Annotated in this window: 12 protein-coding genes and 1 pseudogene; 8 read left to right on the forward strand and 5 right to left on the reverse strand. The window is 72.3% G+C overall.

Going from position 1 to position 12,752, the window contains the following annotated elements; genetic code table 11:
• The 8 genes and pseudogenes from AB0J52_RS11140 to AB0J52_RS11175 form a co-directional block, all read left to right on the forward strand.
• Positions 1–585 (forward strand): annotated as a pseudogene (locus AB0J52_RS11140) (dihydroxy-acid dehydratase); the annotation flags it as partial.
• A gap of 5 nt (positions 586–590) precedes the next feature.
• Positions 591–1,538 (forward strand): IclR family transcriptional regulator, encoded by a 948-nt coding sequence (locus tag AB0J52_RS11145; protein WP_500181431.1) that lies wholly within the window; start codon positions 591–593, stop codon positions 1,536–1,538.
• A complete protein-coding gene (locus AB0J52_RS11150; RefSeq protein WP_500181432.1) occupies positions 1,535–2,836 on the forward strand; it encodes an ABC transporter substrate-binding protein in 1,302 nt (433 codons plus the stop codon). The genes AB0J52_RS11145 and AB0J52_RS11150 overlap by 4 nt, the downstream gene beginning before the upstream one ends.
• A gap of 140 nt (positions 2,837–2,976) precedes the next feature.
• Positions 2,977–3,858, forward strand: coding sequence for a carbohydrate ABC transporter permease (locus AB0J52_RS11155; RefSeq protein WP_500181433.1), 882 nt, complete (start codon positions 2,977–2,979; stop codon positions 3,856–3,858).
• Positions 3,851–4,759 (forward strand): carbohydrate ABC transporter permease, encoded by a 909-nt coding sequence (locus AB0J52_RS11160; RefSeq protein WP_500181434.1) that lies wholly within the window; start codon positions 3,851–3,853, stop codon positions 4,757–4,759. The genes AB0J52_RS11155 and AB0J52_RS11160 overlap by 8 nt, the downstream gene beginning before the upstream one ends.
• A gap of 71 nt (positions 4,760–4,830) precedes the next feature.
• Positions 4,831–5,952: a Gfo/Idh/MocA family protein gene (locus AB0J52_RS11165; protein WP_500181435.1), complete on the forward strand. Its 1,122-nt coding sequence runs from the start codon at positions 4,831–4,833 to the stop codon at positions 5,950–5,952.
• Complete coding sequence (glpK, locus tag AB0J52_RS11170) at positions 5,945–7,459, forward strand: glycerol kinase GlpK (protein WP_500181436.1); 1,515 nt, start codon at positions 5,945–5,947, stop codon at positions 7,457–7,459. Before AB0J52_RS11165 ends, glpK begins: the two co-directional genes overlap by 8 nt.
• A complete protein-coding gene (locus tag AB0J52_RS11175) occupies positions 7,459–9,150 on the forward strand; it encodes a glycerol-3-phosphate dehydrogenase/oxidase (RefSeq protein ID WP_500181437.1) in 1,692 nt (563 codons plus the stop codon). Before glpK ends, AB0J52_RS11175 begins: the two co-directional genes overlap by 1 nt.
• Positions 9,151–9,246: 96 nt before the next feature.
• Here the strand turns inward: AB0J52_RS11175 and AB0J52_RS11180 are convergent, their stop codons facing one another.
• The 5 genes from AB0J52_RS11180 to AB0J52_RS11200 all read right to left on the reverse strand — a co-directional run.
• On the reverse strand, positions 9,247–9,858 hold the full coding sequence (locus tag AB0J52_RS11180; protein WP_500181438.1) for a dihydrofolate reductase family protein: 612 nt from the start codon (positions 9,856–9,858) through the stop codon (positions 9,247–9,249).
• A gap of 71 nt (positions 9,859–9,929) precedes the next feature.
• Complete coding sequence (locus AB0J52_RS11185; RefSeq protein ID WP_500181439.1) at positions 9,930–10,772, reverse strand: helix-turn-helix domain-containing protein; 843 nt, start codon at positions 10,770–10,772, stop codon at positions 9,930–9,932.
• A 46-nt stretch (positions 10,773–10,818) separates the two neighbouring features.
• Entirely contained in the window at positions 10,819–11,016 is a 198-nt protein-coding gene (locus tag AB0J52_RS11190; RefSeq protein ID WP_500181440.1) for a hypothetical protein, read from the reverse strand.
• Between the two features lie 84 nt (positions 11,017–11,100).
• Complete coding sequence (locus tag AB0J52_RS11195) at positions 11,101–11,601, reverse strand: universal stress protein (protein WP_500181441.1); 501 nt, start codon at positions 11,599–11,601, stop codon at positions 11,101–11,103.
• Between the two features lie 4 nt (positions 11,602–11,605).
• Positions 11,606–12,752: SLC13 family permease (locus tag AB0J52_RS11200; protein WP_500181442.1), on the reverse strand; the 1,147-nt coding region annotated here is incomplete at its 5' end.

Genomic DNA, 12,752 nt, shown 5'->3' on the forward strand with positions numbered 1-12,752 from the left:
CTCGCCCCGGACGGCGCGGTCATCAAGCTGTCCGCCGCGACGCCCGAGCTGACCGTCCACGAGGGGCCCGCGGTGGTGTTCGAGTCCCCCGAGGACGTGGCGCTGCGCATCGACGACCCCGCTCTGGAGATCACCCCGGACACCGTCCTCGTGCTGCGCTACGCCGGCCCGGTCGCCTCGGGCATGCCCGAGGCCGGATCGTTCCCGGTGCCGAGGCGGCTCGCGCGGCAGGGCGTGCGGGACATGGTCCGCATCTCGGACGCGCGGATGAGCGGGACGTCCTACGGCACCGTCGTGCTCCACGTCGCGCCCGAGGCCGCGGTCGGCGGGCCGCTCGCGCTCGTGGAGGACGGCGACCTCATCCGGCTCGACGCCGACGCGGGGGAGCTCACCCTCCTCGTTCCCGACGAGGTGCTGCAGGAACGCCGGTCGAGGTGGACACCGCCGCCCGCGCCCGCGCGCGGATGGCGCCGGCTGAACGCCGAGCACGTGCTCCAGGCCCCGCAGGGCGCCGACTTTGACACACTCAGGCCCGCCGCGCGGGACTCCCGCGCGACCGGTGTCGAAGGCGGAGGACAGGAGTGAGCACGGTGAGCGACGAGCGAGCGACGACCGGCGGCCAGGCGGCGACGGGCGCCCCGGCGGCGACGGGCACCCGAGCGGTGGACGGCACCCGGGCGACGGCCGGAACCCGGAACGCGGGCAACGGCGCCGCGGCCGAGGGGACGAAGTCGCGTGGCGCGGGGGCGCTCGCCTCGGGCCTGGACATCCTGGAGACCCTGGCCGGAAGCGCCGAGGGGATGGGGGTGACCGCGCTCGCCCGCGCCGTCGGGCAGGACAAGGGCAACGCCCACCGCCTGCTGCGGATGCTGGAGGAGCGCGGGTACGTCGAGCAGGACCCGAAGACCAAGGCCTACCGCGCCTCGGTGCAGCTGGTGTCGCTGGCCGGCCAGCTGCTGCGCGACCTCGACGTGGTCCTCGTCGCCCAGCGGACGATGCGCGAGCTGTCGAGCCGGACGGGCGAGGCGGTGCACCTGGCGCGCCGCACCAAGTTCGGCGGCGTCTACGTCGCGCAGGAGCGCCAGGGCGGCGGCCGGGTCACCGTCGAGACCGAGATCGGCGCGCAGCCCGTCATCCACGCGACCGCCACCGGCAAGGCGCTGTACTGCCTGGCGCCGGCCGAGGAGCTGGAGCGGGTGGCGCCGCCGCCGCTGCGGAGCTTCACGATCCGGACGCTCACGTCCGTTCCGGCGCTGATGGCCGACCTGGAGAAGGTGCGCGAGCGCGGCTACGCCGTCGACGACGAGGAGCTGAACCTCGACGTGCGCTGCGTCGCCGCCCCGATCTTCGACCTGTACGGCACCCCGGTGGCCAGCATCGGGGTGTCGGGCCCGGCGGCCCGGGTCGGCCTCTCGCAGGTCGGCGAACTGGGAGAGCAGGTCCGCGCCGCGGCGGTGCGGATCACAGAGGAGATGGGCGGACACGTCCCCGTCACGTTCGGTGTCCGCCCGACACCACCCACGGAGGTTCACGAGTGATTCTTCAGAGTACCCGACGGCTGTCGCGGCTCGCGGGCCTGGCGGCGCTGGCCGTGCTCGCCCCGGTCGCGCTCGCCGGCTGCGGCGGCGGTTCGGGCGGCGGCTCGGACGGCAAGTCCGTCAGCATGGCGCACTACTTCAGCGACGCCCTGGGCGCGAAGGCGTTCGGGACGATCACCTCGCTGTGCACCAAGCAGACCGGCCGCGAGGTCAAGAACAACCCGATCCAGCACGAGGCGTTCAAGGACTCCATCCTCGTCCAGCTCGCCGGCGGCAACCCGCCCGACGTGTTCTCCTACTGGGCGGGCGCCAAGACGCAGTACCTCGTCGACCAGAAGCGCATGGCGCCCCTCGACGACTTCTGGAAGAAGAACGGCCTCGACCAGGCCATCCCGGAGTCGCTGTCCAAGGCGTCCGCGGACTACAACGGCCAGAAGTTCCTGCTGCCGTTCGACTACCACTACGTCGGGATGTTCTACAACCCGGCGGTCATGGCGAAGGCGGGCATCACCGTGATGCCCAAGACCTGGGACGAGCTGATGGCCGCCGCCGCCAAGCTCAAGGCCGCCGGGATCACCCCGTTCGCCCTCGGTTCGAAGAACCAGTGGCCCGCGCAGTTCTGGTTCGACTACCTGCTGCTGCGCACCGCCGGCCCCGACTACCGCCAGAAGCTCATGGCGGGCGAGGCCAAGTACACCGACCCGCAGGTCAGGACCGCCTTCTCGATGTGGAAGGAGCTCTTCGACAAGGACTACTTCAACAAGAGCCCCAACGGCATCGACTGGCCGGACGCCGCCGACATGGTCTCCAAGGGCCAGGCGGCCATGACCCTGAACGGCACCTGGATCACCGGCTACTGGGACGAGAACGAGGTGGCCCCCGTCAAGGGCTACGACATGTTCCCGTTCCCGCAGGTCACACCCGGTGTGCCGCAGGCGGCGCTCGGACCGGTGGACGGCTGGGCGCTGTCCACGGCGGCCCCGAACAAGGCCGCCGCCGAGGACCTGCTGAAGTGCCTGTCCGGGCCGGAGGCGCAGCGGGACATGGCGCTCGCCCAGGGCGCGCTCGCCCCGAACAGGACCGCCGACCTGAAGTCGCAGAACGAGGTCATGCACAAGGCCGCCAAGCAGGTCCAGGAGGCGAGCACCTTCGTCTTCAACTACGACCTCGCCACTCCGCCCGAGATGTCGGAGCCCGGCCTGAACACGATCCAGAAGTTCGTGGACGACCCCGCCAAGCTCGACGGCGCCCTGCGAGAGGCCCAGTCGGCGGCGGACGGCGCCTTCAAGAAGAACTAGCAAGCCCGCGCGAGCGGTGACGGCGGGGGATCCGCCGTCACCGCAGCCGGCCCTGCCCGCGACGGGCCCGGCGGCCTCCGCAGGCCGACGGGGTCCACGGGCGCGATGGGCCCGGCGGGCTCGAAAGGAAGGAACAAGGAGTGTCGACGCGACGCACCGGATGGGCCGCCGTCTTCCTGGCCGTGCCTCTGATCGCCTATGTCGCCACGGTGGTCGGTCCGGGGCTGTACTCGTTCTACTACAGCCTCACCGACTGGAACGCCGTCGGCGGTACCGCCAACTTCATCGGGCTCCGGCACTACCGCGACATGGCCGGCGACGAGCACTTCTGGCAGGCGCTGAGGAACACCGCCGTCTGGACGGGCGTCGCGGTGGTCGTCCCCACCCTGGTCGGTCTCGGCCTCTCCCTGGGGCTGGCCCAGGTCCGCCGGATGCAGCGGCTGGTCAAGTCCCTGTTCTTCCTGCCGCTGGCGCTGTCCCTCGTCGTGGTCGGCCAGGTGTGGTTCTGGATCTTCCGCCCCGAGGACGGGCTGCTGAACCTCGTCCTCGGCCGCGTGGGACTGGAGTCGCTGCAGCACTCCTGGCTCTCCGACCCCGACGTGGCGTTCTGGTCGGTGCTGCTGGCCTGGTGCTGGCAGCAGGTGGCCCTCGCGATGGTCGTGTTCCTCGCCGGCCTGACCGGCGTGCCGGGGGAGCTGGTCGAGGCGTCCAAGGTGGACGGCGCCGGCGCCTGGCAGCGGTTGTGGCACGTCGTCCTGCCGTCGCTGCGGCCGGCGTTCGCGGTCGTGGTCTCACTGTCGATGATCAACGCGCTGAAGAGCTTCGACATCGTCTACGTGATGACCGAGGGCGGCCCGTTCCGCAAGACCGAGACGCTGGCGCTCCTGGTCTACCGCAGCGCCTTCAAGACCTACGACTTCGGCTACGCGAGCGCGGTGTCGGTGGTGCTCTTCCTGATCACGCTGGTGACCATCGGCCTGTTCTTCGCCTGGACCAACCGAGAGGACCACCGCAATGCCTGAGACAGCCGTCCTCACCCGCGGGGGCCGGGCCGAGGAGAACACGACCGCGCCGCGGGCCGCCGCACCGCGGCTGACCCGCGAACGCGGGGGCCGGGCCCTGGCGCTCGCGCTGCTGCTGGTGTTCGGCATCGCGTTCCTGACGCCGGTGCTCGGCGTCGTCCTGACGTCCTTCAAGTCCAACCCGGAGATCGCGCGGCACGGACTGTGGACGCCCAGCGGCGACCTCACGACCGACAACTACCTGAAGGCGTGGTCGGACGGGAACGCCCGCACCTACCTGCTGAACTCCTTCCTCGTCACGGTCCCGGCCACGGCGGTCTCCGTCGTCCTCGGCACGCTGGTCGGCTACGTGGTCGCCGTGCTGCGCCCACGCGGCTCCGGCCTGATCACGCTGTTCTTCGTGGCGGGCCTGTTCGTCCCGCCGCAGGTGCTGCTGATCCCGCTGTTCAAGCTGTTCAACGTCAACGGCCTCTACGACACCCTGTGGCCGATGATCATCGTCCACGGCGGCTACGGCATCTCGCTGTGCGCCCTGGTCATGCGGAACTTCTTCCGCTCGGTGCCCGGGGAACTGCGCGAGGCCGGGCTGATCGACGGCGCGAGCGAGCCGCGCATCTTGACCACGGTGATCCTGCCGGTGGCGCGTCCGGCGCTCGCGGCCCTCGCCACCCTGCAGTTCACCTTCATCTGGAACGACTTCCTGTACCCGCTGGTGTTCACCCGCTCGGACGAGATGCGGACCGTGATGGTCGGCATCCTCTCCCTGCAGGGGCAGTTCTCCGTCGCCTACGGCACCCAGGCCGCGATGGCGGTGCTCGCGAGCCTGCCCGCGATGGCCGTCTTCATCGCCTTCCAGAAGCACTTCATCGCCGGCATCACCACCGGCGCGGTCAAGGGCTGACCCGCCGGCCCGCACCCGCACCCGCACCCGCACCCGCACGAGCGAACTTCCACCCACCTAGGAGAACCACTGTGATCCGACTGGGGATCATCGGCTGCGGCCGCATCTCGGACCTGCACGCCCAGGCCTACCTCGACCACCCCGAGGCGACGATCGTCGCCGTCGCCGATCCCGACGCGGCCAATCTCGCCACCCGCGGCGCGGCCTGGGGCGTCCCCGAGAGCGGTCGGTACCGCGACTACCGCGACCTGCTCGCGCGCGCGGACGTGGACGCGGTCGAGATCCTCGTGCCGCACCACCTCCACGCTCCCATCACGATCGACGCGATGGACGCGGGCAAGCACGTGTCGCTGCAGAAGCCGATGGCCCTGTCGATGGACGAGGCGTCCATGATGGTCCGCGCCGGGCACGAGCGCGGCGTCACGTTCAAGGTGTTCGAGAACTTCGTGTTCTACCCGCCGGTCGTGCGCGCCAAGGAACTGGTCGAGAACGGCGAGATCGGCGACCTGCTGAGCATCCGCATCAAGTCCAACCCGGGCTGGAGCCCGACCGCGTGGGACGTCCCCGCCGCCGCGTCGGCCTGGCGGATCGACGAGTCCAAGTGCGGCGGCGGGCCGCTGGTCTTCGACGACGGGCACCACAAGTTCGCGATCGCCTGGTACTTCCTCGGCCTCGCCGACCGCGTCCACGCGTTCATCGGGTCCTCGATGGACGGCGTCCTCGACTGCCCGTCCATCGTCAGCTGGCGCCACCCGGACGGCCAGGTCGGCTCCCTGGAGGTCGCCTACTCGCCGGACCTGCGGCTGCACACCGCCCAGTACGCCCAGGACGACCGGGTCGAGATCACCGGGACCCGCGGCGTCATCTGGGTCACCCGCGGGCACGGGCGGATGCTGGACGTCCCGCCGGTCGTCATGTACCGCGACGGCGAGACGCGCGGCTTCTCCGACATGCCGACCGGCTGGGAGAGCAGCTTCCTGCACTCCGGAAAGCACTTCGTCGACGCGCTCCTCAACGGGACCCCGCCGTCCCTGACGGGCGAGGAGGGGGCGGAGGTCCTCGCCTTCGCGCTGGCTGCCCAGGAGTCGGCGAAGACCGGCACCGCCGCGTCCCCGCAGGTGGACGCCCGTGCCCACGACACCACCGAGGCGGCTCAAGGGCCGGGCCGCCCGCAGGGGGCCGGTCTTGGGTGACTTCGTCGGCGCGGTGGACCACGGGACCACCAGCACCCGCTTCATGGTCTTCGACCACGGCGGGCACGTCGTCGCCGGCGCGCAGGTCGAGCACCGGCAGATCCTGCCGAGGCCCGGGTGGGTCGAGCACGACCCGGAGGAGATCTGGCGCAACACCGCGCACGTCATCGAGCGGGTGATGGACGAAACGGGGCTCGGCCGGCGCGACCTGGCCGCCCTCGGAGTGACCAACCAGCGCGAGACGACCCTCGTGTGGAACCGCCGCACCGGGCGTCCCTACGGCAACGCGATCGTCTGGCAGGACACCCGGACCGACGCGCTCGTCAGCGCCATCGCGTCCGACGACCGCGGACGGCTCGTCCAGCACCGGACGGGCCTTCCCCCGGCCACCTACTTCTCCGGGGCCAAGCTCCAGTGGATCCTGGACAACCTCCCGGACGTCCGCCGCGACGCCGAGGCGGGCGACGCGGTCTTCGGCACCCTCGACACCTGGCTGCTGTGGAACCTCACCGGCGGCGTGGACGGCGGCGTACACGTCACGGACGTGACCAACGCCAGCCGCACCATGCTCATGGACCTGGAGACCCTCGACTGGGACGACGAACTCCTCGGCGTCTTCCGCGTACCGCGGTCGATGCTGCCCGAGATCCGGCCGTCGTCGGTCCCGGACGGCCACGGCCGGACCACCGAGACCGGGCCGCTGAAGGGCCCGGTGCCGCTGACCGCCGTCCTCGGGGACCAGCAGGCCGCGATGGTCGGGCAGCTGTGCCTCGCGCCGGGGGACGCCAAGAACACCTACGGCACCGGCAACTTCCTCCTGCTCAACACCGGCACCACCCTCGTCCGGTCGGGCAACGGGCTGCTGACCACCGTGTGCTACCAGTTCGGCGACGAGGCGCCCGTGTACGCGCTGGAGGGATCGATCGCGGCCACCGGGGCGGCCGTGCAGTGGCTGCGCGACCAGCTGGGGATCATCCGCGACGCCGCGGAGATCGAGACCCTCGCCCGCCAGGTCCCCGACACGGGCGGCGCCTGCTTCGTCCCGGCGTTCTCCGGCCTGTTCGCGCCGCACTGGCGGCCGGACGCGCGCGGCGCGCTGGTCGGGCTGACCCGGTTCAGCCACAAGGGGCACCTGGCCCGGGCGACCCTCGAGGCCATCTGCCACCAGAGCCGGGACGTCGCCGAGGCGATGGAGAAGGACTCCGGCGTGAAACTCAACATCCTCAAGGTGGACGGCGGCGTCACCGCGAACGATCTGTGCATGCAGATCCAGGCGGACCTGCTCGGCGTCCCGGTGAGCCGTCCGGTCGTCGCGGAGACGACCGCGCTCGGCGCCGCCTACGCGGCCGGCCTCGCCGCCCGCTACTGGACGTCCACCGCCGAACTTCAGGACAACTGGCACGAGGACCGGCGCTGGCTCCCGGAACGCTCCGAGGAGCACCGCGCCGCGGCCCGCGACGAATGGCACCGGGCGGTCGCCCGGGCGCTGGACTGGGTGGAGATGTGATGACGACCCGAGCTCGGACCCTCGGACCGCAGGCGCGCCGGAAGGCGGCGGCGGACCTCGCGGACGCGGACCTGGACATCCTGGTCATCGGCGGCGGCGTCGTGGGCTGCGGCGCGGCGCTCGACGCCGTCACCCGCGGCCTGCGCGTCGGCCTGGTGGAGGCCCAGGACTTCGGCTCGGGCACGTCCAGCCGGTCCAGCAAGCTCATCCACGGCGGCCTGCGCTACCTCGAACAGCTCAACTTCGGTCTCGTCCGGGAGGCGCTGCAGGAACGGTCCCTCATTCTGAGCACCCTCGCCCCGCACCTCGCGCGGCCGGTGCCGTTCCTCTACCCGCTGCGGCACCGGGGCTGGGAACGCCCCTACGTGGGCAGCGGCGTCCTGCTCTACGACACCATGGGCGGGCGGCGCGGCGTCCCCGGCCACCGCCACCTGAGCAAGAAGCGGGTCCTGCGCGAATCTCCGGGCCTGCGCGACGACGTCCTCGTCGGCGCGGTGAAGTACTACGACGGCCAGACCGACGACGCCCGCTACACCATGCTGCTCGCCCGGACGGCCGCGCACTACGGGGCGGTCTGCCTCAACCGCGCGCAGGCGGTGCGGTTCCTCTACGACGGCGCGCGCGTCGCGGGCGCGGTGGTCCGCGACGAGGAGACGGGCGAGGAGCACCAGGTGCGGGCCCGGCACACCGTCAACGCGGCGGGCGTGTGGACCGACGAGATCCAGAAGATGGGCGGCGGGCGGGCGCCGTTCGACGTGCGGGCGTCCAAGGGCGTCCACATCCTCGTCCCCCGGGACCGGATCGAGCTGTCCGCCGGGATCATCAGCCGGACGGAGAAGAGCGTCCTGTTCATCATCCCGTGGGCCAAGCACTGGATCATCGGCACCACCGACACGCCCTGGGACCTGGACCTGCGGGACCCGTCGGCGAGCCGCCGCGACGTCGACTACATCCTCGACCACGCCAACGAGCTGCTGAAGAACCCGCTGAGCAGGGACGACATCGTCGGCGTCTACGCCGGGCTCCGGCCGCTGCTCGCCGGGAACAGCGACGAGACCGCCGAGCTCTCGCGGGAGCACGCCGTGGCCGGCCCCGCCGACGGGCTCACGGTGGTGGCGGGCGGGAAGTACACGACCTACCGGGTCATGGCCAAGGACGCGGTGGACGCGGCGGTCCGCGGCCTGCCGGAGGACGTGCCCCCCTCGTGCACCCACCGCCTTCCCCTCCTCGGGGCGGACGGCTTCGCGGCGGCCTGGAACCAGCGCGCCCTCCACGCGCGCACGAGCGGCCTCCCGCAATGGCGCGTCGATCACCTGCTCCGCCGGTACGGGACGCTCACGACCGAACTGCTCGACCTCATCGGTGAGGACCCCTCGCTCGGCGAACCCCTGCGGGGAGCGGAGACGTATCTCAACGCCGAGATCCACTACGCGGCCCTCGCCGAGGGCGCCCTCCACCTCGACGACCTCCTGTCCCGGCGGACCCACGTCTCGATCGAGACACCCGACCGCGGACGCGCCGCCGCCCGCCCGGCCGCCGAGATCGTCGCGCCGCTGCTCGGCTGGGACGAAGCCGACATCGCGCGGGAGGTCGCCAGGTATGAGGCGCGTGTGGCGGCCGAGCTGAAGGCGGAGGCGGCCCTCGACGACCGTGCCGCCGACGCCGTCCGCCGCGAGGCCGTCGCCAGCTGAGCCCTGCGGCCCCGGACCACCCGAGGGCGACCAATGCGCGGTCGCCCTCGGCGTGGAGGGCCGCGGCTGCTCGGAGGGTTCGTCGGGGGCGGGCGGTCAGCGGCGGACCTTGTACTTCAGGTGGAGGACCCGGTCGCCCTGGATGACCACGTCCGGGTCCTCCAGCAGGGTCTGGCCGTCGACGCCGCCGAAGTACCGCTTGCCCGACCCGAACACGACCGGGACGACGTCCATCGCCACCTCGTCCACGAGGCCGGCGGCGAGGATCTGGCCGCCCACCTCGCCCGCGTTCACGGCGACGGTCCGGTCCCCGGCGAGCTCCCGGGCCTTGGCGATCGCGGCCGTCACGTCGCCGACGAAATGGTAGGACGCCTCCGGGTGCCAGCCCTCGGGCTTGGGCCGGTGGGACACCACGACCACGTGGTCGCCCGCGGGCGGCCGGCCCTCCCAGCCGTCGACCAGGTCGAACAGGGTGCGGCCCATCACGATCGTCCCGATCGACCCCCACATCGACCGGACGTACCCCGCGGAGGCGCGGGAGACCGTGATGCGGCTCCCGCTCCCGGAGTGGTCGTACCCCTCGTCCCCGTCCCCGACGACGGGGACGTCGCCGCTGAAGTACCAGTCGTGCAGCGTCCCGACCTCGTCGTTCTCGTCGGCGATGAAGCCGTCCACCGACACCACGCTGTGCATGATCACTTTGCCCACGGGTCCTCCTCGGGTCTCCTTGCGGCCTGCCCCATCCTGGGGTGCCCGAGGGGGCCGGGGCATGTAAGAAATCACTCGGCGGGCATCGGGCCGCTGTCCGGCGGGAAGCCCTGCTCGGCGGGGAAGCGGCGGCGCAGCGCCAGGTACTGCGTCGGGGTGTGGCCGGTGAAGTCCTTGAACTCCCTGCTGAAGTGCGCCTGGTCGAAGTAGCCGGCCGCCAGCGCGAGCCGCGGCCAGTCGACGGGGCCCCGGGCGTCCACCGAAAGGATCAGCCGCGCGAACCGGTAGATCCGCGCCATCCGCTTCGGAGTGACCCCGACATGGGCCTTGAACTGCGCGGCCAGGTGGTTGCCGCTCACCCCGGCCGCAGCGGCCAGCGCGCCGACCGGGATCGCGCCATGGGACGTCTCCAGCCGCCTGCCCGTGCGCCGGGCGAGGTCGAGGCCGTGCGCCGGCGCCTCGACGAGGCGCGAGCGCAGCTCGTCCTCCAGCAGCCGGAGAGCCTCGGCGGGCGACGCCACCTCGCCGACGCGGTTGCGGATCCGGTCGACGGCCCGCCGCCAGACCGCGTCCACCGGCACCCAGCGGTCCCGCAGCTCGGCCGCCGGGAAGTCCACGAAGGGCGAGAGGCCCCAGGGCTTGAAGTGCACCCCGAGCAGGCGCACCGGAGTCGGGTACTCGAACGCGAAACGCCTGGTCCACACGCCCATGAACCATCCGTCGGTGAGCACCGCCGCCGGCGTCGACGGGTCGGAGTCCCACAGGCGCACGGGCCCGCCCAGGTTGACGAACAGATGAGCCGACGGCATCGGCGGGACGTTCATCCGGCGGTGGCGCGGCACCCCGCTCAGCGAGTAGATGTCGTCGACGAACAGGTCGAGCGGCGGCGCGGGCACCCGGGCGACGTAGTGCATCCCCTCAGTCTGGCCGCCGCGCGTGCACCCGCGGGGGCGCCGTGCCTCACCCGAAGTTGATGACCACGCCCTCGACTTCGTCGATCTGGATCACGACGTCCGCCGAGCCGTAGAAGTGGTTGCCGCCGTGACTCACCGTGCCGTCCGGCTCGCGGACGGGGTCCTTGTTCTCCGCCGGGTCCTCGTCCTTCGCTGGGTCGCTGCCCGAGGCGGTGTTGTCGCCCGTGTCGTCGGTGTCGCTCATGAACGGACGGTACTCGCGACCCACACCCAAAGGTCAACCCCGGTGGGCCACATCGGCCGGAGGAGAACTTCGCCATGCATCGGGTCAGTGGGGGCGCGGCGGGTGGTGCGGCGGTGGCGGGAGGGTGGACGTGCTCGGGGTGGTCTCCGGCCAGACCAGCAGGACGGGGCACGGGGCGTGGTCGACGATGAACCGGCTCACGGGACCGAGGCTGCGGGGGCCGAGATGGGTGATGTCGCCGTCGCGGGCGAGGACGAGCAGGTCGGCGCCCTCGGCTGCGGCCACGACCTCCCGTTCGACGCGGCCTGAGCGTTCACTGCGGGAACACGGGCGTCCCAGTCGCTCGGCCGCCTCGGCCAGGAGCCGTCCGCCCGCCTCGGCGGCCATGCCCTCCACCCGCGTGCCGGGGTCCCGGTCGGGGCGTGCGCGGCCCAGCAGCCCGGCGTAGGCGCCGTGCGCCGCGCCGGGCACCTCGTCGCCGGTGACGTGCAGCAGCACCACGTCGTCGCCCCCGGACGCGTGGGCGCGCGCGGCATCGACGCAGGCGGGCCAGGTTCCCTCCACGATCCAGACGATGACGGCCACGTGCTCAGCCTCCGATCACTTGGAGCGACACCCACAATGCCATCACCGAGAGCGGCAACGCGGTGGGCACGGCGAGCAGGCCGAGCCGGGTGAACTCGCCGAGGTCCACGGTGGTGTCGTGTTCGCGCACGACCCGCCGCCACAGGAGCGTGGCCAGGGAGCCCGCGTAGGTGAGGTTCGGGCCGATGTTGACGCCGAGGAGCACGGCGAGGACGGCTCCCGGCCCGATGGGCGCGGTCAGCGGCAACAGCACCAGCACGGCGGGCAGGTTGTTGATGATGTTCGCCAATGCTGCTGCCAGTACCGCGACGGCGAGCAGGGCCGTCAAGCCGGTCCCGGCGGGAACCAGAGCGCCGAGCGCGTCCGCGAGGCCGTTGTCGACGACCGCGCGGACCACGATGCCCAGCGCCAGCACGAACGCGCAGAACGGCAGGGCCGCCGCCCGGACGATCGCCGTGCCGGTGGTCCGCCGCCGGGCCAGAGCGCGGGCCGCGAGGACGGTCGCCCCGGCGGCGGCCGCCCACGCGGGGTCGATGCCGAGCACCGAGGCCAGCACCAGGCCCGTCAGGGTGCCCGCCACCGTGAGCAGGGCGAACACCGGAAGTTCGGGCGGCTCGGACGCGGGCCGGGCTCCGGCGCCCGCGTCCAGGTCGGTGGCGAAGAACCGCCGGATCACCGCGTACTCGGCCGCGATGGCGGCCAGCCAGGGCAGCGCCATCAGCGCGGCGAAGCGGGTGAAGGTCAGGCCGCTCGCGGCGAACGCCAGCAGGTTGGTGAGGTTGGACACCGGCAGCAGCACCGACGCGGTGTTCGACAGGTGGGTGCAGGCGTAGACGTGCGGCTTGGCGCGCGCGCCCAGCCGGGCGGCGGTCGCGAACACCACCGGCGTCAGCAGCACCACCGTGGCGTCCAGGCTGAGCACCGCGGTGATCGACGAGGCGGTCACGAAGACGAGGACCAGCAGCCGCCGGGGACTGCCGGCCGCCCGGCGGGCCATCCACCCTCCGCAGGCGTGGAAGAGTCCTTCGTCGTCGCAGAGCTGGGCCAGGACGAGGACGGCCGCGAGGAAGCCGATGACCGGTCCCAGCCGGGCGGCCTCGGCCGCCGCGTGGTCGAGCGGGATCGCGCCCGCGGCGATGACCGCCCCGGCG

This window comes from Spirillospora sp. NPDC049652 (assembly GCF_040675125.1).
GTDB lineage: Bacteria > Actinomycetota > Actinomycetes > Streptosporangiales > Streptosporangiaceae > Spirillospora.

Coding starts and splice junctions, on each gene's coding strand:
- AB0J52_RS11160 (WP_500181434.1), top strand. CDS start 3,851: ATGCCTGAGACAGCCGTCCTCACCCGCGGGGGCCGGGCCGAGGAGAAC.
- AB0J52_RS11185 (WP_500181439.1), bottom strand. CDS start 10,772: ATGCACTACGTCGCCCGGGTGCCCGCGCCGCCGCTCGACCTGTTCGTC.
- AB0J52_RS11175 (WP_500181437.1), top strand. CDS start 7,459: ATGACGACCCGAGCTCGGACCCTCGGACCGCAGGCGCGCCGGAAGGCG.
- AB0J52_RS11190 (WP_500181440.1), bottom strand. CDS start 11,016: ATGAGCGACACCGACGACACGGGCGACAACACCGCCTCGGGCAGCGAC.